This is a genomic window from Providencia sp. PROV189, assembly GCF_028480065.1.
GTDB lineage: Bacteria > Pseudomonadota > Gammaproteobacteria > Enterobacterales > Enterobacteriaceae > Providencia > Providencia stuartii.
Window position 1 is genome coordinate 1 of record NZ_JAMPOG010000003.1, and the last position, 21,916, is coordinate 21,916.

General features: G+C 39.1%; 25 protein-coding genes. 21 read left to right on the forward strand and 4 right to left on the reverse strand.

Going from position 1 to position 21,916, the window contains the following annotated elements; genetic code table 11:
- Positions 1–387: 387 nt before the first annotated feature.
- The 18 genes from PR833_RS01320 (at position 388) to PR833_RS01400 (ending at position 13,455) form a co-directional block, all read left to right on the forward strand.
- Positions 388–729, forward strand: a complete 342-nt coding sequence (locus PR833_RS01320; protein ID WP_014656238.1) for a phage holin family protein — start codon at positions 388–390, stop codon at positions 727–729.
- Positions 729–1,124, forward strand: a complete 396-nt coding sequence (locus tag PR833_RS01325) for a M15 family metallopeptidase (protein ID WP_088499203.1) — start codon at positions 729–731, stop codon at positions 1,122–1,124. Before PR833_RS01320 ends, PR833_RS01325 begins: the two co-directional genes overlap by 1 nt.
- A gap of 62 nt (positions 1,125–1,186) precedes the next feature.
- Positions 1,187–1,498 (forward strand): hypothetical protein, encoded by a 312-nt coding sequence (locus tag PR833_RS01330; protein ID WP_114143460.1) that lies wholly within the window; start codon positions 1,187–1,189, stop codon positions 1,496–1,498.
- A complete protein-coding gene (gene lysC, locus PR833_RS20370) occupies positions 1,470–1,649 on the forward strand; it encodes an Rz1-like lysis system protein LysC (protein WP_004921021.1) in 180 nt (59 codons plus the stop codon). The genes PR833_RS01330 and lysC overlap by 29 nt, the downstream gene beginning before the upstream one ends.
- Before the next feature lie 98 nt (positions 1,650–1,747).
- Positions 1,748–2,248: a phage neck terminator protein gene (locus PR833_RS01335; protein ID WP_014656235.1), complete on the forward strand. Its 501-nt coding sequence runs from the start codon at positions 1,748–1,750 to the stop codon at positions 2,246–2,248.
- On the forward strand, positions 2,245–3,756 hold the full coding sequence (locus PR833_RS01340) for a DUF3383 domain-containing protein (protein WP_272525830.1): 1,512 nt from the start codon (positions 2,245–2,247) through the stop codon (positions 3,754–3,756). The genes PR833_RS01335 and PR833_RS01340 overlap by 4 nt, the downstream gene beginning before the upstream one ends.
- 9 nt (positions 3,757–3,765) lie before the next feature.
- Positions 3,766–4,200: a phage protein gene (locus PR833_RS01345; RefSeq protein ID WP_004921015.1), complete on the forward strand. Its 435-nt coding sequence runs from the start codon at positions 3,766–3,768 to the stop codon at positions 4,198–4,200.
- Positions 4,200–4,592: a phage tail assembly chaperone gene (locus tag PR833_RS01350; RefSeq protein WP_196715883.1), complete on the forward strand. Its 393-nt coding sequence runs from the start codon at positions 4,200–4,202 to the stop codon at positions 4,590–4,592. Before PR833_RS01345 ends, PR833_RS01350 begins: the two co-directional genes overlap by 1 nt.
- A 144-nt stretch (positions 4,593–4,736) precedes the next feature.
- Positions 4,737–6,521 (forward strand): hypothetical protein, encoded by a 1,785-nt coding sequence (locus tag PR833_RS01355; RefSeq protein ID WP_272525831.1) that lies wholly within the window; start codon positions 4,737–4,739, stop codon positions 6,519–6,521.
- 82 nt (positions 6,522–6,603) lie between these two features.
- A complete protein-coding gene (locus PR833_RS01360; RefSeq protein ID WP_060561111.1) occupies positions 6,604–7,335 on the forward strand; it encodes a phage baseplate protein in 732 nt (243 codons plus the stop codon).
- Entirely contained in the window at positions 7,332–7,670 is a 339-nt protein-coding gene (locus PR833_RS01365) for a phage baseplate plug family protein (RefSeq protein ID WP_014656229.1), read from the forward strand. Before PR833_RS01360 ends, PR833_RS01365 begins: the two co-directional genes overlap by 4 nt.
- Positions 7,645–8,469: a phage protein gene (locus PR833_RS01370; protein WP_004921005.1), complete on the forward strand. Its 825-nt coding sequence runs from the start codon at positions 7,645–7,647 to the stop codon at positions 8,467–8,469. Before PR833_RS01365 ends, PR833_RS01370 begins: the two co-directional genes overlap by 26 nt.
- Positions 8,466–9,122 carry a Gp138 family membrane-puncturing spike protein gene (locus PR833_RS01375; RefSeq protein ID WP_014656228.1) on the forward strand — a complete coding sequence of 219 codons (657 nt, stop codon included), beginning with the start codon at positions 8,466–8,468 and terminating at the stop codon, positions 9,120–9,122. Before PR833_RS01370 ends, PR833_RS01375 begins: the two co-directional genes overlap by 4 nt.
- On the forward strand, positions 9,122–9,484 hold the full coding sequence (locus PR833_RS01380) for a hypothetical protein (protein ID WP_004920995.1): 363 nt from the start codon (positions 9,122–9,124) through the stop codon (positions 9,482–9,484). Before PR833_RS01375 ends, PR833_RS01380 begins: the two co-directional genes overlap by 1 nt.
- Positions 9,468–10,592, forward strand: a complete 1,125-nt coding sequence (locus tag PR833_RS01385) for a baseplate J/gp47 family protein (protein ID WP_036940881.1) — start codon at positions 9,468–9,470, stop codon at positions 10,590–10,592. Before PR833_RS01380 ends, PR833_RS01385 begins: the two co-directional genes overlap by 17 nt.
- Entirely contained in the window at positions 10,585–11,241 is a 657-nt protein-coding gene (locus PR833_RS01390) for a DUF2612 domain-containing protein (protein WP_036940879.1), read from the forward strand. Before PR833_RS01385 ends, PR833_RS01390 begins: the two co-directional genes overlap by 8 nt.
- Positions 11,228–12,838, forward strand: a complete 1,611-nt coding sequence (locus PR833_RS01395) for a tail fiber protein (RefSeq protein WP_272525832.1) — start codon at positions 11,228–11,230, stop codon at positions 12,836–12,838. Before PR833_RS01390 ends, PR833_RS01395 begins: the two co-directional genes overlap by 14 nt.
- The gene (locus tag PR833_RS01400; protein WP_272525833.1) at positions 12,838–13,455 is read left to right on the forward strand and encodes a tail fiber assembly protein; all 618 of its coding nucleotides are present in this window, start codon (positions 12,838–12,840) and stop codon (positions 13,453–13,455) included. The genes PR833_RS01395 and PR833_RS01400 overlap by 1 nt, the downstream gene beginning before the upstream one ends.
- A 345-nt stretch (positions 13,456–13,800) precedes the next feature.
- Here the strand turns inward: PR833_RS01400 and PR833_RS01405 are convergent, their stop codons facing one another.
- On the reverse strand, positions 13,801–14,055 hold the full coding sequence (locus PR833_RS01405; RefSeq protein ID WP_072502377.1) for a hypothetical protein: 255 nt from the start codon (positions 14,053–14,055) through the stop codon (positions 13,801–13,803).
- A 669-nt stretch (positions 14,056–14,724) separates the two neighbouring features.
- Between PR833_RS01405 and PR833_RS01410 the strand changes: the two genes are divergently transcribed.
- Positions 14,725–15,390 carry a DUF7822 domain-containing protein gene (locus PR833_RS01410; protein WP_014656221.1) on the forward strand — a complete coding sequence of 222 codons (666 nt, stop codon included), beginning with the start codon at positions 14,725–14,727 and terminating at the stop codon, positions 15,388–15,390.
- Positions 15,391–15,952: 562 nt separating this feature from the next.
- On the opposite strand, the gene PR833_RS01415 is transcribed toward PR833_RS01410, so the two are convergent.
- Positions 15,953–16,906, reverse strand: coding sequence for a glycoside hydrolase family 6 protein (locus tag PR833_RS01415; protein ID WP_036940870.1), 954 nt, complete (start codon positions 16,904–16,906; stop codon positions 15,953–15,955).
- Between the two features lie 441 nt (positions 16,907–17,347).
- Positions 17,348–18,655 carry a glutamate/aspartate:proton symporter GltP gene (gltP, locus tag PR833_RS01420; protein WP_004920976.1) on the reverse strand — a complete coding sequence of 436 codons (1,308 nt, stop codon included), beginning with the start codon at positions 18,653–18,655 and terminating at the stop codon, positions 17,348–17,350.
- A 645-nt stretch (positions 18,656–19,300) separates the two neighbouring features.
- Between gltP and PR833_RS01425 the strand changes: the two genes are divergently transcribed.
- Positions 19,301–19,867: a DUF3828 domain-containing protein gene (locus PR833_RS01425; protein ID WP_227698391.1), complete on the forward strand. Its 567-nt coding sequence runs from the start codon at positions 19,301–19,303 to the stop codon at positions 19,865–19,867.
- A gap of 206 nt (positions 19,868–20,073) precedes the next feature.
- Positions 20,074–20,571 (forward strand): hypothetical protein, encoded by a 498-nt coding sequence (locus tag PR833_RS01430; RefSeq protein WP_232074351.1) that lies wholly within the window; start codon positions 20,074–20,076, stop codon positions 20,569–20,571.
- A gap of 429 nt (positions 20,572–21,000) precedes the next feature.
- Here the strand turns inward: PR833_RS01430 and PR833_RS01435 are convergent, their stop codons facing one another.
- Positions 21,001–21,663: a GntR family transcriptional regulator gene (locus tag PR833_RS01435; protein WP_004920968.1), complete on the reverse strand. Its 663-nt coding sequence runs from the start codon at positions 21,661–21,663 to the stop codon at positions 21,001–21,003.
- Positions 21,664–21,916 lie beyond the last annotated feature (253 nt).

The window sequence follows — 21,916 nt, forward strand, 5'->3', positions numbered from 1 at the left end:
AAAAATTTCTAATAACAAACAGTCTCGCTTTAGAGGCTTTTTTTATTTCACATAAGCTGTTCATCAACGTAAAAGGTTAGAAAATAGAATAGCTAGAAAGCCTTAGTAATAAATTTTGTGCGCGCGCAAAAAAGGAATTAATCTGTTAATACTGAGCGTTTTCAATCAGGTCAATTATGAATGAATCCTTAATGAATAGGACTGATATTTTTTACTGATTAATGAAACTATGTTTATGAAAAGAGTATTTTACTGAATGAAAACTTTATCTCTTTGTTATATGCCTTTTATTTAAAATAATGCTTATTAATTATTCAGTATGGTTCAATAAAGTTATCATGGTAAAAGAAGCTTTTATTAGAACACTTATATAAAGTGAATAGATTTATGCCTGACAAATATGAATGGTGGGAGCCAATTTTGCGTTGGCTACAATATTATCTTCCGCTTATTGGCGGATTTTCTATTGCAACAACGATTGCCTATATTCGTGAACGACGCGAAGGGATGCTTTGGAAACAATCTTTATTGGAAGCGTTGATGTGTGGTTTGCTGAGTGTGGGCACAATCCGGTTTATTGAATGGTGGTTAGCACAAAATGGCAATACCGAGTCTTGGAGCTTATTAGCCGAATTTTGTGGTGTTGTGATCGGTTTTTTAGGAACAAAAAAACTCTATGGCATCTTTGAGATGATCATCCAATTTATTAAAAATCGATTTGGAGTTTAATGATGAATCAATTTTTTCTTAGCCAGCGTAGTGAACAAAACTTACGGGGTGTGCATCCTGATTTAGTCAAAGTGGTGCGCCGAGCGATCAAATTGAGCTGTGTTGATTTCATGGTTATTGAAGGAAAACGCAATGAAGCTCGCCAACGGCAATTAGTGGCTAATGGACAAAGTCAAACGATGAATAGTCGGCACCTAACAGGGCATGCCGTCGACTGCGCTCCATTAATTCACCGTCAAATTCCATGGAATGATTGGTCTAAGTTCGAGCTGGTTGCTCGAGCAATGAAAAAGGCCGCGGCGGAATTAAACGTGGAAATTGAATGGGGAGGTGACTGGGTTAATTTTAAAGACGGACCACATTTTCAATTGTCATACCGCGCTTACCCTCTATGACATCGCTAACCAAGGTATTTACGGCAACCAGCCTGGTCCTAGCTTTTTGGTTGTGGTGGGTAATGCGTGATTATGACAAGTTAAATCGCCAATATATGTCACTGAATCATCAAATGGCAGCGCAACAGGCTTTATTTAATGGGTATTTAAAATTTTCAGCACAACTCAATAAAATTACCAAAAATCATCTTAACCAACGAAATGAGGTGGATCTTAGTTCTGAACAAACCAAAGAAGTTATTAAAAAGAGGCTTTCTGACACTATTTGTGCCACTCATCGTGTGCCTAGTGATGCTACTGTCCAGTTGCACAAACATTCAGAAAGAATACGTTCCACAGCCGCAAATGGCGATCCCAGATTATTTACTCGATGATTGTTTACCCCCGATTATTCCTCTCGAATTAACTTGGGGTGATTCGCTTCTACTGAATGAGACATTATTAACTATTATCGAACAATGTAATTTAGATAAGCAAGCCATCAGAGTGATTGAACAACAACGCCACGCCCTCTTTTTCAAGTAAGTGTTTATTACATCTTTAACTAATTGAATAGCAGATAAAACAACCGACTATCACCGATAGCGCGGAAGATTGTCTATGCCTAATTATTGGGAATTCACATGGAAACAACAACGCTTTCACGGCTCAACCTAGATAAATTGCGCCAAATTATCGTGCTGCTCACACGACTACCGGAAGAACGCGTTCTTGATGGCAGTGTTTATACCGATGTATCGAAATGGGATGACTTTATCACTGTCACGCCATTGGTATCTCATTCTATCGGTACGGAAGTTAAATTCGAAGCAGAAAACAGTAGAGAAGTGGTGACGACGACACGGGAAACCACGGTTTCGATTACCGCACAAGGTAAGCAGGCATTCTTATTGATTGAAGATTTAGCCGCGCAAATGCACACATACCTTGCTTTGCAACAACTTAAAGCCATGGGGGCGGGATTAGTTCACGGATCAGAAATTCAATATTTTCCCGAGGAGGAGCCTGAAGGAAAGCAACAAAGAGCACAGCTCAATTTAACACTATCACATATTCATCGTATCGAATCATCACTGACTTATGGTGAATCGGTCGTTATAACCACGCTAAAGGAACCATTATGAGTTTATCTATTAAAGAGATCATTAATGCACAAATTTTACCCCAAGCGGCAGCCGTGCAACGTCGTGATCTAAGTATGATTGCGATTTTTACGTCTGAAATGGGCAATGCGTTTGTTGATGCATCTTCGCGTTATGTATTTGTTTCTAATGAACAAGATGTCGCTAATTTATTTGGTACAAAATCGGCAACCTATAAAGCAGCACAAGCACTGTTTTCTGCGCGCCCTAAATTGAAGCGTGCGATGATCGCGCGTTTTGCGAAAGAGAAACAGACAATTGCCGCAACCGCGAATGCGCTAAAAGGTTCAACGATTTCTGTTGGACTGAATGTATTAAAGGCGATTACTGATGGTGCAATGACTTTGAACCTTGCGGGCTCTGATATTTTACTGTCTGCCCTCGACTTTAGTAAAGCTATTGATTTTTCAGACATTGCAAAAGTTATTAATCAAAAGCTACCTAGTGATACCAATGTACAAGCGGTGTGGGATGCCATCGGTAAGCGCATGATCATTCAATCGAAAACGGCAGGAGTAGATGCAAAAACGCGTTTCGGTTATGTGAAGCCATCCACTAGCGGTACTTATGTGGGTAATTTACTCAAATTGGAAGAAGGCCAAGCTACGCTAACGGTGGGAGCCGCCGCACAAACTGTTAATGCTGAGCTACCTTCCGAAGCCTTGCATAAACTACAAAATGTCTATCAAAACTGGTATGGCGTCTATTTCGCAGACTCTCTCACCGATGAACAGCTTGATGATGCTCATGCATGGGTGACCGCGGCTGACTTAAAAGTTATGGCCTATACCGCGACGCGTGATGAGCAGATTGAGTGGAACAACAGTAACATACTGAAAAAGCTATTTGATAAAAACAGTGGTCGGTTGATGGTGCAATTCAACAAAACGGGAGATAACCATGCCGGTGCTGAGTTGTTGGCGATTGCCGTTTCAACGGTTTGGCAAGGACAGAACACCGCAAAAACTGTCAAATTTAAGCAACAAACGTCGGTACGCTCTGACGATCGCGTGACTCAAGATGCGGCACAAAAATGCCGTCGTTTGGGGATCAATTTTTATACCGATTATGACGGTATCAATATGTTAGCTGAAGGCACGATGCTCGGCGGCACATTTATTGATGAAGTGATGGGGCTGGATGCGTTTATCGATGCGTGCCAAAAACAAGCCTTCACGACTTTACAAGCAAGCCCTACAAAAACTCCTCAAACCGATAAAGGCCAAGCGATGCTAATTGGCTCCTTGATTGTCATTGGCAACGAATTTAAACGCAATGGCTTCTTAGCAGGGGGGATCTGGCGTGGCAGTGATATTGGCGAGGTGACTTTTGGTGACCGCTTAGGTGAAGGTTTCTATTTTTACTCGGATAGCTTTGATGTTCAGTCACAAGCGGATCGAGAAGCACGCAAAATGATGCCGATTATGTGTGCAATCAAGCTCGCGGGAGCGGGTCATTCAGCAGATTTATTAATTCAATTCAACCGCTAAGAGGTCACTATGTCTGTTTATAATCACAAAAGTCTTATGGTTAGTATCAATGGTTATGAAATCACAGCCTTTGATGAATCTGCAGATGCGCTATCAATTGCTCCTGTAGGCGATGATGGCGCTTGGACGTTCGGCGCTAATGGGCGTGGGGTTTATGTTTTTAGTGGTAACCAGTCGGGAATATTAACACTGAAGTTACTGCAACACTCTGCAGATAATCATTTTTTATCGAATCTACGTAATCAAATGCTCAGCAGCCAATCTGCTCCCGCACCGCTTGAATTGTATATCAAGGATACGTGGAACGGTGATGAGATTGTGGGGCATGTTGGCTTTTTCACAACACCGCCGACGCAAACTCGTGGGGCTGGCCATAATGCACAGTCATGGGTGATCCAATTTGAACGTGTGATCACTAAATTGGGTAAAGGAGCCTTTAACTGATGGAAAAAGATAACATCACTTATGAGCATCGTCATAGCAACTTTATCGAAGCGAAAATCCATGCCATGAAGCTATTGGGGATGCTAAAAGGTTGCATTGCAATGAATGGTGAACAGGTTGATATCGATGTGGGGGGCGTACTTGCCAATATTGGCTCCACAGAAATGCAAGGTGTCGAAAAATTCATCTTAAAATGGGTGATAGCAAAAGATGCCGATGGCAATGTTATTCAGCTTGATAAAGTGGATGTGTTTAATACCCATTTTAATACTTATCGTTCCCATTATTATCCACTTATTGTTAATGGCCTAGTCTTTCATTTTGCTGATTTTTTGCCCGATGGAGTCGCATCCAAGGTAAATATGCCCAGTTTGGTCAATCTGACGGCATAACAGATGTAGATTGGTTAAAAATGCTGCCCATTATGGAAGGCAAATATACCGGTCATGATCTTAGAACGACAGCAACGCTCGGCGATGTGCTTGATTTTCATGAGGCCTATGTCGAGCGTTTGTTGTCTCAGCGGAGGGCAGAAGATGGGAATCGAACAACTTCTAACCATTATCGGTCTTAATGAAGAGCAAGTGGTTAAATTAAAAGGTGTCGTCACTGCCCTCGGCGCGGCGGCGACTTCAACGGCAACAGTTATTGGCCAATTAGGTGAGAAATTAAGTAATGCGGGTTTAACGATTGATAATTTGAAAGCAGTGGTTTCTGGTCTCGTGACGGCTATTGATTTTATGTCGAATAAATTCTTTAGCTTTATTGGTGGCGCGGTAGCAGGGGCGAGAGAGCTCTCTCAGGAAAAAAGTGTGTTATTTACCATTTCTGAGAAAGAATTACAGCAAGCTGATGAATATCAATCAGTCACGAAGAAAACTAGCTTATCAATAGAGTCAATAAAAACGAAACTCGTACTAGGGCTACTCCCTAACTTAACGGAGGTGATTAATCGCTTTAATGAATGGCTAGATGCGAATAAGGCACTGATATCAGAGGGATTAACTCAGCTGGTCGTGTGGGGGAGTAAAGGCATACAAGCGATAGGGAATGCGGGTCGTGCCATTAATCTCTTAGTCGAAAAAACCATAGGTTGGAAAGCGGCAATCATTGGCGTTATAGCAGTGTTAGCGGCCTTTAAAAAAGCCGCTTTAATAGCCTTTGCCGCGAACCCTGTCATGTGGGTTGCGGCTGCGGTGGCTGGACTGATGGTGCTGCTCGGGGATCTCATAGCTTATCTAGACGGTGGTGAGTCACAATTTAGTGAGTTTTGGGCGCCAGCCATTGCATGGATACAGTCAGTATTAGCTTGGTGGAATACTTTTTATGCTGAAAATAAACTGATTTTCGATGGCATTGCTCAAGCATGGGCGCTCACTATCGATAGTGCTGTGATGATTTTCCGTGGCTTCTTTAAATATATAGGTAATGCCTTAAAGCTACTTTTTGGCTTATTCAGTGGTAATACGGCGATGATGGGGGAAGCATGGGAGGGCATGACCGAGGGATTGAAGGAGATTTGGGCAGGATTTGAACACTACTTTCATGGTTTTGCCACGGCATTTTTAGCATTATGGCAAGTGCTTATCCAAGGGGTTATTCAGGCTTGGGATGTCATTAAAAATGCAGCGAAAATGGCTTTTGAATGGGTATTGAGTGTTGCAAAAACCTTTATTGATGGTTTGAGTTCAGTATTTTTTGCGATTATCGATTACCTATTGGCGCCATTTCAGTCAGCGTTTGATTTGATACAATCGTTATATGAAATATTCACCGACGATTCAACGTCATGGACGGAAAAACTTAATTTAGCATTTGCCGCAATTCAGGAATTCTTAACCGCACCATTTAAAGCGGGATGGGAATTTATTAGAAATCTTTTTGATCTCAGTGATACCGATATTGGCAAGTTTATTAATGATCTTGCGAATACGTTTAATGGGGTGACTGAATTAATTAAAAAGCCTTTCGAGTTGGCATTTAATTGGGTAAACCAAAAGCTTGATGAGTTGACATCGGGTATTATTTCAATATTAAAAGCACTGGGTATTATTGACGATAAATATCAAAGTGAAAAAAAATTAGTACAAATCTCAAATCTTGCTGGCGGCTTAATTAAGCAAAACCTAGCTGATCCCAATTTATCTAATGTCACAACTAGCAATCATAAGAGCATTGTTGTTAACCAAGGGGATGTTAATGTGAAACAAGATATTCATACCATGGATAGCCGACAAGCGGGTGTATTGGCGGTAGAGGGGATCAATCAATATGTTAATGAGATTGCATACCATTCCTTAAAGAGTGCGAATGCTGATTAACCCGCCGTTTTAAAGAATGAGTTGGGTTCAATTCAACTGATAAGGTCACTTAATGTGGCCTTTTTTATTTAGGCAATAGATTATGGATATTACAAGCGGAATATTTACTGGTCGAGCGTCTGTTATTACAAGAACGATTGGTCAGTTTGAACTTGATTGTACGATCCGCGAGACTCATACCTCTGCATTAAGGATCACAAAAAACCCCGTTGAATCGGGGGCTGATATTGCTGATCACGCATTTCTTGAGCCGAAATCACTGAGTATTACGGGAACGGTAGTGGGCTATGAACCTGCGAAATATTTTAATGATTTTTTAGGGTTCGATACCGAGGCTATGGGGGAATATCCTCTGCCGTTAGAAATATCGTCATCAATACGGCAAGCGGAAGCGATGCTGGGGCAATATATAACGATAGGACGGGTGTTAGCCAATAAAGTGCAGAAGGTGATTGCACCTTGGTATCCGGATGTATTGAAACCTTTTGCTGATAGTTCGCAGACATTAGATCGTGCTGGTCGTGCTTATGAATCATTATTGGCAATACAAAAAATGGGGGAGCCGATTGATGTACAAACAGGGCTTCGTTTGTACAAGAATATGATGTTAACCAGTATTGGCGCGACACAGGATAAGCCTGGGGCGGTTGAATTTAGTTTAAATTTAGAGGAAGTGTTTATTGTCGAGAGTCAGACGGCAAAAGGATTACACCCTGATTTAAAACAACAACCTCAAAAAAGTAATATGGGAAGAACTCAGCCTGAGGCCAAATCTGCCCATACTTTCCGTGAAGCATTAGGGGGACGTTCATGATTTATGAAATACCCGTATCTAACGAGCCGATCCAAGAGCAATTATTTACCTTATTTGGTAAGGCCTTAAAGTTAACTTTGTACTACAACAAAATTTCAAAAAATTGGCAGTTTGATTTATTCGACACCAATGAGAATAAAGTTATTACACAAATGCAAGGATTAGCTGTTAATGCTCCTTCATTAATAGAGAAAAATCTCCCCTTTATTTTGACGTTAAGTGATAAATCACGTTTTGGTATTAATTCAATATCACAAAGTGAATTAGGTGAAAGGCTTTTGCTCTATATTGTTGATAAAGGATTTTGGTATGAAACAATTAGGCAGACAACTTAAGCTTGTTATTGGTAATGATGATGAATCTTTCGAAATAACACAATTACGCGTCACGTTTGATATCAAAAAAACATTAACACCAGAGCCTAACCCTGCTGTTATCCGTATTTACAACCTTAATGCGTCACATCGAAACTTATTAACCAGCAAGGTATTTAATCGGGCAGCACTTTCGGTTGGTTATGAAGAGCTGCAACTAATTTATGCAGGGGATATTATTGAGGTTAAGGTAACTGAAAGTGCGGAAGATATTATTTGTGAATTAATTTGTGGCGATGGATTTAAGGCTTATACCTGTACGTTAGTTAATAAAACATTATCTTCGGGTAATCGCGATCGTGATATTTTAACAGAAAATGCGCAGGCGATGGATATTGATATTGGTGTTATAGAGTTGCCAAATGATCGTCAACTTCCGCGTGCAAAAGTGATGTTTGGTGATGCAAGGGAATTACTGCATAAAATCGCGAAAAATAACCAGTCAGATTGGTCTATTCAGGATGGGCAACTCATGTTATTGCCAAAACAAAAGGTGATAACGGATAACGAAAGTTTTGTTTTATCGCAAGAAACGGGGCTAATTGGTAAACCCGAAAAAAGTGAAGATGGCTTGACGATAACCTGTTTATGTCATCCTACATTAAAAATTGGTGCCCTCATTCGGCTTCAATCCATTACATCTGAATTTAATGGTGACTATAAAATTACGCAGCTAAGTCATACGGGCGATTTTATGGAGAGGGATTGGTATAGCAGGCTCGTTTGTGTTGATGGTACGTTTGATAAGGTGAAACAATGAAACAGCCAACACTTCTTGATGTGATGAATCAACACGCTCAGAACCAGCGCTACGATATTCATACTGCGTTGCCCGGTAAATTACTGTCTTGCAATGGGCATAGTGCGACGGTTGAATTAATGATCAGCCATGTCACTAAAGAGGGAAAAGTGATTGCGTTGCCGCCGTTAGTCGATGTTCCGGTTGGATTTTATCGGGGAGGTGGTTTCTGTGTCACAGTGCCTGTACGTGAGGGGGATGAGGGGCTGGTGATTTTTGCCGAGCGTTGCATTGACGGCTGGTATGTTTCCGGTAAACAGTCGCAACCGCTTGATCACCGTTTTCATGACCTATCCGATGCCTTCTTTTTACCTCAAGGCAGTAGTCAACCCAATAAAATTCCTAATTATTCGAGTGATTCACTATCGCTACAAACGGATGATGGCTCAACGTTTATTCGTATGCAGTCGGGAAAGATCATGATTAAAGGCGATATTGAACACCAAGGTAATTATCAGTTAACAGGTAATGCGTTGATTAAAGGTAACCATTCAGTGAATGGTAATAGTGAATCATCCGGCGGCACACTTAAACATAATGGCAAAAATATTGGCGATACCCACACGCACAGCGGAGTGCAAACGGGAGGAGGCAATACAGGAGGTCCTAACTAATGAAAGTACGTCGGCTTGATGATAACCATGATTGGTGTTTTGGGCGAGGGAGAGCAGATTACAACATTCGCTCGGAAGCTATCGCACAATCGGTGCTAACTCGCCTATTGTCATTGAAACAGGATTGGTTTCTTAATCGCGAACATGGCATTAAATGGTTCGATTATTTACGCAAAAACCCTAATTTGATAGCGATGGAGGCTGAAATAAAAGCGAGTGTATTAAATACGCAAGGGGTTGAGCAAATTACCGAATTTGATATTCAACTCAATCCTGATACAAGGTTGATGGCGATATCAGTCACTTATATTGATATTTACGGTCATAAAAAAGAGGTAATGACAGATGCTCCAAATTACTGAAACAGGCATAGTGATTGATAAGCTGACTGACGTTCACCAACGCTTAACGGAAGGGTTTAAACGTATCTATGGGGATGACATCAATCTGGATGCGGATAGCCCTGACGGCCAAATGATCGGCCTATTTTCTCAAGAGATAGATAATATTAATCAAGCAATTGCCCTGATAGCGCAGATGCTTGACCCCTATAAGGCCATTGGATCATGGCTAGAACAACGCGCAATGTATGCCGGCATTGTTCGCCGAGGGGCCGATTACAGTTATCTCAATGAGGTGGTGATCACAGGTAAACAGGGCGTTACCGTACATAAAGGAAGCTTATTGTCTGATGATAATCGCACCAAGTGGGTCACATTGGTGGATGTCACGTTAGGGAGTAACGGCTCCGCAAGAGTGGATCTACGAAGTCAGGAGCTTGGCGCTTTTTCGTTGCCAGCAAATCGCCCCTTAACCATGGACACGGTGACCATTGGGGTTGATAGCATCACAACCACAAAAGCGGCAAAAGAGGGCGCTTTTGAGGAAACGGATGGCAATTTGTTATTACGTTTTATGCGTTCGCATGCCATCAATAATCATGATGATTATCAAGGGCTAGAAGGCGCTCTGCTTGATTTACCGGATGTAAAACAAGCTAAGGTCTACGAAAACTACACCAATCAAACGGATGAAAAAGGCATTCCACCGCACACATTAAATGCCGTTGTTATTGGTGGCCATGATAATGATATTGGGCGAACGATTTTAAGTAAGAAAGTGGGCGGGTGTGGGGTATTTGGGCGTATCAGTAATACACAAACGTATGCTGGCGCACCGCGAACCGTCTATTTTGATCGCGCCGCTTTGGTGAATGTTAAAGTCAAATTACTACTTGAACGAGTGGGAGGCTTCCATGATATCGATACCGATGCCATTAAAGCCGCGTTAGCTGCCACTGAATTTGATATTGGTGAATCGGTTTATGCGATGCGTTTAACTTGCCAAGTAAATGCAGTACAAGGCTTTTACATTAAATCAATTACCGTAAATGGGCGCGATGCTGTTTCAATAGGGGTTCGCCAATGCGCACAAATCAGGCCAGAAGATGTGGAGGTGCTGATTGAGTAAACCACGCGAAGACTTTTTGATTTGGCAGTACCGAGGAAAACCTAAAGCCCGACAAACCGTCGGGCTTTTGCTTTCTGAAACAAAGCAACTCTTTGAATCGGTCATTACGTTATCGACCATTTTAAATATCGACACTGCTACGGGGTATGGACTCGATTTAATCGGCAAACATGTCGGTATTCATCGGGTCATGAAATCATTGGTGCCGAAAGACTATTTTGGCTTTCGGGGGATTGAAGGCGCGCTAGGCTTCAATATTGGGGCCTTTTATCGTTATGGTGATTCACTCAAAGGATCATCGGTATTGGGTGATGATGATTACCGCTTTTTTATCAAAGCCAAGATCATTAAAAATTACCAAAAACCCGATATCGCCAATATTACCTATTCCTTACGTCACTTATTGGGGGAGCAAGCCTTTATTATCGACAATTATGATATGTCGATGAATGTGGTTATCCCTGCCAATTATTTAACACCGTTTCGGATCCATGCCATCAAAGATCTCGATATTTTATCGAGGCCTATAGGGGTTAATTATCAATATCTCGTTATTACCGATGCACACCCATTTGGTTGGGTGGGGGATCAATCGGCATTTGGTTTTAACGATGGAAAATTCACGAGGTTAATGAATGTCAGTCATTAAAAAACCCGATTTAAAAATCTTTGCTCAAGATGCAAAAACAGGGGAAATTGAAACATTCCCAGATGTATTGCGTGGGTGGGGGATTACTTTAGACAGAACTGCTGGCAAGCCGCCATTGGAATGGTTTAACGCCATAGGTAAGCGCGTTGACGAGTGGCTGATGTACCTTACGCAGCGCGGTGTTGCGGAATGGGATGCGGCGCTATCTTACCCAAAAACGGCCATCGTTCAGTGGAATGGGGTTATCTATGTTTCCAACAAAGAAACGAAAGGGGAACAACCGGATAAATCGCAAGCTGCATGGTCTACGCTGGGTGTGTTTTTGGGGTTGGGTAACTATTATACTAAAAAAGATACGGACACTAAATTTCAACTTAAAGGTAATTATGCACTAAAAGGGGAAAGCTACACTAAAGTTGAATCGGATACTCGATTCCAACCTAAAGGTAATTACCTCCCGTCAGGCTACAGTTATTCAAAATCAGAGTCTGATACTAAGTATCAACCAAAGGGGAATTATGCCCCAGCGGGAGATTATGCAACAAATACGGCGCTAAAAAATGGGTTAAATGGAAAGTTTGATAAAACTGGGGGCGACATAGCGGGTCAAGTATCAATAGGTAATCGACTAACCGTTAATAACTCAACAATTAAAATTGTTGCTACAGATAACTGGCCTGGTATTTCTATTTATAGAAAAAATGGAAAATCAATACGTGCGGAATCATCAAGTAATGAATCTGTAATGTTGGATATTTCATATCGAAATGTAAATAACGAAAGAGAAAATACATTTATCATACCAAAAAAATCTGGAACAGCGATGGTGGTTGGTGATTATGGTATTGGTACAACAGGAAAGATATACTCAGACGCAAACGACATTCCACTTGAGAGTGGGTTTTATGCAGGTGGAGGAGGAAATACAACGGCGGGTAATAATTTTCACAGCTACTCCCCGCTAATCCATGCATGCAGATCTGGCGGCTCAAGTGGCGCTGGAATGACATTACAAATTCAAGGTAACACATCAAAGTTGCTTGCGTACAGACAAAGAAACGAGGGCTCGTGGAGTAGTTGGTTCGAAATTTACTCAACCGGAAACACAGCAAAAGACCACAACGGAAATTTAAAAGTTTCAGGTTCATCATCTGAATTAAGTGATTACCCCGTGGGAGCACCTATCCCTTGGCCTCAAGCCACGGCTCCTAGCGGATATTTAATCTGCAATGGTCAGATATTTAATAAAACGACTTACCCCTTGCTTGCTAAAGCTTATCCATCTGGCGTATTACCTGATTTACGCGGTGAGTTTATTCGCGGCCTTGACGCTGGGCGTGGGATTGATGCGAACAGAACAGTGCTAGCGGCACAAGGGGATGCAATTAGAAATATCACAGGAAGCCTCAATTACGGATTTCTAGATGCATTGAGTGCGAGCGGCGTATTTAAAAGGACTACGAATACATTACGCTCAGGTGGTGGGGTTAATGAAATAAAAACATCGGCAGACTTTGACGCATCGCGTGTTGTACCAACAGCAAACGAAAATCGTCCCCGTAACATTGCATTTTTATATATCGTGAGAGCAGCATAATGAAAAATTACAATTTAGAAATTGAACAAGCAGAAATCGGTCAAAATGGTTTAGCAACAAAAGCCGGTTGGATTAAAACGTATATTGCAGACCCGACCACTCGTGAATATCTCAATGCAAATATGGAATATATTTACTTTGATGTTAGCGTGTCCGCGGGAGCTTATACCGATGCACCTGAACTACCAACCAAAACAGGTTTTGCTGTTGTGCGTAGTGAAGATGGTTCAAAATGGGAAATTGTGACAGATAACCGAGGGAAAACGGCTTACAGCACAGAAACCCGCCAACCGATTGAAGTCGATTTTATCGGCGATTTACCTGAAACACTCACACTTTTAGAGCCAAAAACGGAATTCGATGCATGGAACGGTAAAAAATGGGTCACTGACACTGAAGCCCAAAAAGCCGCATTAATCGCGCAGGCTGAACAGGAGAAATCACAACGACTGGATGAAGCAAATAATATGCTGACTTATGTGCAAGACTCCATCGATACAGGACTGGCAACCGATGAAGAAGCCGCAGCGCTGCAAGCGTGGAAAAAATACCGCGTTTTACTAAATCGTATTGATACTTCTTTAGCACCTAATATTGAGTGGCCGGAAAAACCGTAATTTTTACTTATCCATAGCCGCTTTATGAAAAGCGGCTATTTTAAAATGCATCGGCTATTCTATTTCATAAAAAGCCTTGTTATGTCCGTTTAGTCACATTGAGAGAAGCAGCTTTATTCCTAATATAGGCATTCCGATAAATTATTTTTTATTTATGCGGAGTGTAATGACATGGTAGTGAAAGCCACTGATAACCCCTTTAAACAAGAATAAACTGGACTTTTTATCAAATACACACTAAATATTTTTATATGTCCACCATACTAGTATTACGCGTATCATTTTCCAATGATTACCAATTAACAGAGTATTGCTAGTTATTCAATTCATAAAATGGCTGATATATTAATTGATAAGCTGGCCTATTTTATAAATATAGCCTTTCTGCATCATTAGGCCAGTCATCATATAGATGGTCAGTATAAAGTAAAAAGCATTCTGTGATGACCCTATTAAGCACCTTATGGTGACAATATCCCCTTCCGTTGAACGTACCTCCCAAATATTGCTTTTATAAAGTTTCGTGACGGTCATTGAACAACCGCCCATCACACTCATCGCTTTTTGAGTATCGTTAATAAGATCAAATAGCTCCCCCATTGAGTCGTAAACCTTCATTGTATCGATATGATAATAGTATTCAGAACCGTTACGTCGAAATCCGCAAGTCACATTAATTTGAAAACTAGTGTAATGGCTATATTTATTGGTTAATTGCTCAAAATCATCCTGATAAGGTCTTTATTGTTATTTGGGCATTGTGTTGCGCTGCTTGGATATAAGGAGCCTCATCGAACTCAAATAATGTTGCAGATATCTCTAGGGTTGAGCTCACAATAAAAGCGTATAAAACTGTACCGTAATATTCGCTTTGAGCTGTTTGTATCGTTACATTTTCTTCTATTTGAAAAGCTTGTTTAGGGTCAAAAGATGCTTTATCGGGGAAAACAGCGCCTATACTTTCTGTTATTTTTATGAGCTGAGCGCCTGTAAGTTGTATCGATGCCCTTAAAGGATCCTTTAAAAAAATACGTATATTGATTATAAAGTTAAGAAGTGATCAGCGATACGTATCACCGTATTTATTCTCCACTGAAAAATAGTGTATTGCGGTAGGAAATAAGTAAATCATCAGATAATTCCTGAAAATATTTCTAATGATATTCAAAAATAATTATCGGCTAATAAAGTTAGGCCTAGTTATTGCTATATCACTTTGAGATTGCTAGAGTCATTTCGCTTAAGCATTTTTATATAAAAGGATATTTTATGGCAAACCGCTCTTACCTTTACAGTATATCTAATCAACCAAGCTCTTATTATGACCGACCAGATATTGCGAATGGACTTTCTGAATGGTCATATGCAATACCAATGACCTATCGTATATTGATGTCTGGAAACCCAAAATTATGTGAGTCACTGCTATATCATGGGTACGATCATGAAGAAGAAGGGGAAAAAACACCTTTTTATGCGTTGACAAGTGATTTTGATATCGGGTTTGCAAGATTAAAGAAATTTTTTACCTCAATTGAACCGTTATTTTTAGAAAATGGTTATGATGCGAGTAAAGAAATCAAAGAAGCCCTTGAATTTTTAGAGCAGCATAAACAGCCATTTTTGCTATTAGAAACGATTGAATTAGATATGATGCTGACGGAAGGAGCGGATAATTTACGTCAAGCAGTTGAAGATGAAATACAAAGATGTTTACTGGTGGGGCGGGGCATTGATGCAATACCAGATGATAAAGAAACGGCAATTGAGGTAATTAAATGGGCAGCATCTGACCCAGAAAATTTATTTTCTGCTATCAATTTTAATAGCGAATGTGACTATGTTGATGCAGGTTATCCGATGGGCTTATCTTATTGGGAATCTAGCCTATATTATAGGATCTTGAATAAAAAAGAGTTCGAAGAAGAGTCATAATACTATTGAAATATCATGCTATTGGGGGATTAATATAGATATTTTCGATACAATCCCCCTATTATCTGCGATTAACGCCGCGTAGCACAGCGTTTTTTATGCTTAACGAAAGATAATTGATAGTGAGTTAACTTTACGATAAAGAGAACAAATAGGCTAAGTCAAATAGCGTTATTGCCTTTGTTTCAATTTCCGATAGATGAATGGGCTATATAAAACGATAGCTAGAATGATATAGCCTAATACCCATTTGAGTTGAAACCCATGAAAATATAGGCCAATAAAAGCAATGAGTAATATTGTAATTCTAATACCGAAAAGTTGAAAAAGATTTAACAAGAGTTCAATACAAAAAGCAAAAAACCTAGCGACGGCCTCGAAAAGAGCATCCATATTTTATCCCTATTCTCCACTGTTTTTATTGGCACTCATGGTACAGCATTAAGTTAAATTATCGTAGTGATAAATTGACACAAAATAATTTATCGGAAAAATGCCAATACCCATAACCTATTATCGGCACTTCTCCTGCGCTGACTTTCTCGCCTTGGTCTTGTATCTATTATTCCCCTTTAATCAGGCGTATCGCTAAATCAGGGCTAAAAACCCCTGCTTTAGGGCCGCCATGGCAATTAGCTGTTGGAGAAAAGTCGCCATCTGATTCCCCCGGTGGCTTTATCCAAGCGGTTTTAACGGTTGCTGAAATATCTTTTGGGCCTTCACCTATCTTACGGCCAAGTGGATTGCACCATTGATTTGGCAATGCTGGTGCACCATGACCATTGCGTGAGGTATCAATAATCATATTGGATTTTATCCCTATCAGCGCCATTAAAAATCGATTAATGTCTTCACCATATTTTATAGTGGGCTCGGTCGCATAGTAATTAGAAATATTGAGTGAAAAACCTGATGCATCTTTTATTCCCGCTGCAATGAGTTGTTCTGCCATTGTTTTTGCGGGTTGCCACTTCATATTGCCAGCATCAAGGTATACATGCGCATTAGGGCTTTTTATTTTAAATTGAGTCACAGCATATTTGAGTAAATCTGTTCTATCTTTGCGCTGCAATGGCGTTAGGCAACTCATATCCGCTAAGGCGTCAGGCTCTAAAATAATGGTAAGCTCAGTGTTTGAAATTGTTTTTGTTAATTGATTAATCCATGTTCGATATTTTTGGCTATTAGTAGTGTTGCTGGCGGAGGCTTGGCCTGAGCAATCGCGGTTAGGTAGAGCGTATAACACAAACATAAGCTGAGTTTTTTGCTTATCAGCTTGTGAAATATAACTTGTTATTTGCTGGGCTAATTCAGTCTCATTTTCATGGATTTTAGAAAGCCAAATAGCCGTAGGCACAGACGCTATTTTAGCCCGAATAGCCAGTGCTCTGGGATCGCTCTTGTTTTTTTCTACCCACAATGCGGCAGACGAGGTGGGATCAACGAAATACTCAGTTGCCATTAGGTTTCCGGTATAGCAAGCTGTAATTAAGCTTAAGAAAAGTATTTTATACATAAAATCGACTCCGGATTTAATAAGAAAAAATGGCTATTAATTATTAATATTGGTAAATAGCTTAAATTAATTTCTGCCACAGTTAAAACGATATAAATAGATCGTTATTTAACGTGCCATACTAAACCGGATTGAATAATTCAAATTAACAGCGATATGTTAATAAAACAGTAAGTTAGAAAACAAATAATAGAATATATTTATATTATAATTTGAACAAGCTGATTTTTTAACATGCCTAGTTAGTAAAGTAAATATACTTACTCGCTGTTATTAAAAATTGTGTTGTTTATCACGGTTTTACATTAATAATCTAAGATGAAATTTAATCAATATATTAATAAGATCTCAATCGATGTTAGATTATAATTTTTAGGAAATAGATAAAAACACACCGAGTCGTTGCTCGGTGTGTGGAAAGGGATTGTGGATTATCAACCGTTAAAAGGTTTGCTCATACTCACGTGCTTTTTCTTCATCATAATTATGTTCCCACTTGGCAATTACCAAGGCTGCGAGGGCATTACCGACAACGTTTAGTGCAGTTCGAGCCATATCGAGAATACGGTCAACCCCAGCAATAAAGGCTAAGCCCTCCAGTGGAATACCGACACTGCCTAAAGTGGCTAAGAGAACGACGAAGGAGACACCAGGTACGCCTGCAATACCTTTAGAGGTGATCATTAAGGTAAATACAAGGATAAGCTCCTGGCCAATAGACAGTTCAATTCCATAGAGCTGAGCAATAAAGATGGCGGCAATACTTTGGTAGAGTGTTGAGCCATCAAGGTTAAATGAGTAGCCAATTGGTATAACGAAACTGGTTACTGATTTAGGTGCACCGTATTTTTCCATTTTATCCATGATACGTGGAAGCACGGTTTCAGAGCTTGCGGTGGAGTAGGCTAAAAGTAGCTCGTCTTTTAAAATTTTCATTAAGGTAAAAATATTAATTTTGCAATAACGAGCGACAATGCCAAGTACCACAATGGCAAAGAACAAAATTGCACAGTGAACCAGAATCACTAATTTTAGTAGTGGTACTAAAGAGGTAAAACCAAAGTTGGCGACAGTCACTGAGATCAGTGCAAAAACCCCGATAGGGGCATACAACATGATCATATTAGTGACGCGGAACATGGTTTCAGAAAAGGTTTGCAAAACGTCTAATAATGGTTGCTTCTTCTCTTTAGGTAATGAGGAGAGGCCCAAACCAAACAGGACGGCAAAGAAAATGACGGGTAGCATTTCCCCACTGGCCATAGAGGCAAAAATATTGCTCGGCACCATGGTTAAAATGGTATTGATAATACCCGAAGGGTGGCTTTCAACTTCTTGGGTGGTTTTTTCATATTGGGAGATATCAACTTGTGTCAACTGTGACATGTCAATACCAACACCAGGTTGGAAGATATTGGCGAAGCTTATCCCGACAACGATTGCAATAGTGGTGATAATTTCAAAATAGAGGATGGTTTTAAACCCGAGCGACCCAAGTTGTTTCGTATTTCCTACCCCCGCGATACCGACAATTAATGTTGAAATAACAATCGGAACAACGATCATTTTAATTAATTGTATAAATATTTTACCCGCGGGTGATAGAACATTAACGATTAACCAATCTTTATATTCTACGCTTTCATGCAAAAAAGCGCCTACGATAACACCTAAAATCAGTGCGACTAAAATTTGCCATCCTAGGCCAAATTTAAATGGTTTTTTTGTCGAAATGTGGTTTGAAGTCATAATGAAATCTCAAATATATTAATAATTTTTATGTTTGTACTTTTTCTATCGCAATTTTTATAGCGAATATTCGTTAAAACTACAACTGTTAGATCGTAAATATTGAGTTGTTTAGTCGATTAATTGAGCATGGCAATCATTATTTATCGTTGATTTGTATTAAATTGTAATAATTCTTTTCATAATTGATTTGCCACGGTGGAGTAAGAATGGGCTTGGTAGTTAAATGCTTAACCATCAATATTAATTAATTGTTTTCGTGGTGTAACTAAAATGTTAAATACTGAGTGAGGATCATTCTAAATAAAACGAATGAATAGATTGTTTCTATTTATCTATTTAATGGATAAGGAAAATAAGTTATAGGCAGAAAAAGGCAATTATAAAAAACTAATTTTTTAAAATGATGTAAAATCTAAGTCAAGGAATTGTGTGATAGAGGCACTTGATCAACAGGGGAGGATGGAGTACCTATTGTATGAGAAAGAAACATAATAGATTATTGATTGAGCTTTGATTAGCCCTGATATGGGTTGACAACTTTTCGGGTGCTGTTTAGAACTTCATTGGGCATTTAGCACCACTGAGATTATGTGTATTTTATTCATTGAGAAATTTTAAGATTAATTGGTGATGGTACTTGGTATGTTTAATCGAATTAACATTTTTATCTTCTCGATAGTATTACTTCCACTAATAGGCATAGCTAATGGGCATGTTAACGACAATTCTAGGACAAATAATGTTTCATCAACTGCAAGTTCAGGGTTATCTCCCGAAGAAGTTGTTGTGAATTTTTATGAAGGCTATCTCAAAAATATAAATGAAGAAAGTCTAGTGGAGAACTATGTAACCCCTGAATTAGCATTAAAATTATACTATTCGTCAATATGTCACTATGATTCGGATGTAGATGAAAAAGAGTTGGAAAAAATTTGTAAAAAAGAACAAGAGTGCAGAAAAAATAGAGGGAATATTGTTTGTAACTGGGATGGAACTTGGATTGAGACAGATGTTAATTATTTTATAAAATCTCAGGATAATTATCCCTCTTGGGAAAAAAGTATAAAGATATTGAAAATTAAGCAAACTGATGCTTACTCAAAAATAAGTTTAATTTTAGGTGACGGCACTGAGCCAAAATTAAATTTACAGATTATCTTAGTTAAACAAGGAAATAACTGGAAAATAAATCGAGTTACGAAAGTTTAAAGAAAAGAAAGGAGAAGTTATACATGGAAAAACAAAAGCAATCTAGAAATAAAAATAAATCATGATATGGAAGAAATAATATATACATTAAAGCCAAGTGAGGGTAGTATGGTACTCTTATCGGTATATGAGGCTGGCTATTAATAAAATGAATTATAAATTATAAATTGTCAATTTTATTTTTATTCAGCAGCATGACATTTGCAATGGATAACAATATCTTAAGTGCTGGCTTCTTATCCTATTTTCCTAATGAAATCATACTGTATTCAACTGAAAGTAATTTAAACAACAAAACGGTCACGGTTTGTATAAATAATGAACGCAATAATAAAGTCAAGTGTTACCATATGAATGGGCGTGACTTTCAAAAGACTGAAAAAGGTAATGATGGATATAACTCGATAAATAGCGATTTATTACTTAAATATAGTTACAAAAAAGAATTGCATGATAACAATAATGGTCTGTTTTTTGCTTTTATTTATGACGAAAACAATAAGATGAATATTCATTTTACAGCCCAAGATGCATCAAATTTCACTGTAAGTTACAGTCATCACACTTTAAATCTTGCGACTTGTTTAAGTACTGAAGGGCTTTATTTTTATGATAAAATAAACTTTAAAGATCTTAAACTATATTACTCTCTCGGTTATGGCGTTGAAAGTAACTGTCCTGAATACTTATATTCAGAACAATAAAATAAGACGCTGAATATCCAAATTTTACTTCGCCCTAGTAAGGTATCTATACGAGCAAAAAGTAAAAGCAGCAAGCGATATCTCATTAGCGTTATAGATAAAAATTAATTTATCTTCTTTTATGCTGCCTGATGTAGCTAAAATTATGTAAAAGAGGAAATACAGATTAAAAGTCAATTTAACTTGTTATTTTAGGTGCATGAGATGGTGAGCCCTCTAATTTAGATAAGTTTTTCTTTAAATCGCAAAAAATAGATTAATGCCTCTTACCAGAAAGAATTAGCACTGAGTTATTGAAATCTTGCTCCTATTTACCAATATAGTTGATGACAGAAAAGCAGGGGATCCTATTTGCGTAAACAGGCTCTGAATTCCTCAGGATTGACCAGTACTAGATTGATGGCTTTCACACTTTATTAATAAAGAGAATTAATAGCCGGCTTGTTTTCGTTTAAAGGCGGCGAGCAAGGTTCGCTCTGATAAATCTAAATAACGGCTCAATGTATCAGCCGCTTCAAGGTTACGCCCGGCGTCTAATAACTCTAATATCGATTGGTTTTTATCGATATAAGGGGCATATAGAATCTTAGGATCATTAAGATGACCAAAAGCTAGCCGTAACTCAGCGGCGATATTACGGTAAAGCTTAATTAGCCTTTCGCTATCAGACAACTCAACAATGGCAGTGTGAAATTTCATATTGGCTGTTCCCACACCAATCCAATTTTCCATCTTTTCTTGTTCGCGAGCTTCGTTGACGGCTTGCTTCATTTTCTGTACGGCAGGATGCATGGCATAGGCTTGCTTCAATGCATCACATTCAATTAATCGGCGTACTTGGTAAATGTCGATGATAGCAGCCATATCGGGTACTGAAACAAATACGCCCTTATTTGGTGCATAAGTAAGTAACCCTTCTTGTGTCAAAACACGAAATACTTCGCGCAGAGTATTACGAGAAATATCTAACTCTTCACTAAGAGCGGCTTCCGACAAACGTTGGCCTGGCGTAAGTTCCCCAACCGTGATTTTGTAGCGGATCGTTTCGGCGATAGTAACAGCTAAGGTCTGAACAACAGGTTGTTTAGTCATATCAATAGGTTTTAGGTATGAGCCAATGAGGAACAGTGTAAGAGTTTATCTTCACATATTCCCTAGTCGGCTTCAAGGCTCCTTTTGGTGCATGCTCAGCACAAATCCATCGTTTCTTGCACTCATATGGTGCATTTCGCCGTAATTAGCATTCAAAAAATGTTAATTATTTATATGTTTTGTTAAAAAAGTGATCGGTCTTTGATTTTTAAATCGCAAACCACGATTTTGATTGCTTGTTAATTCGCCATTC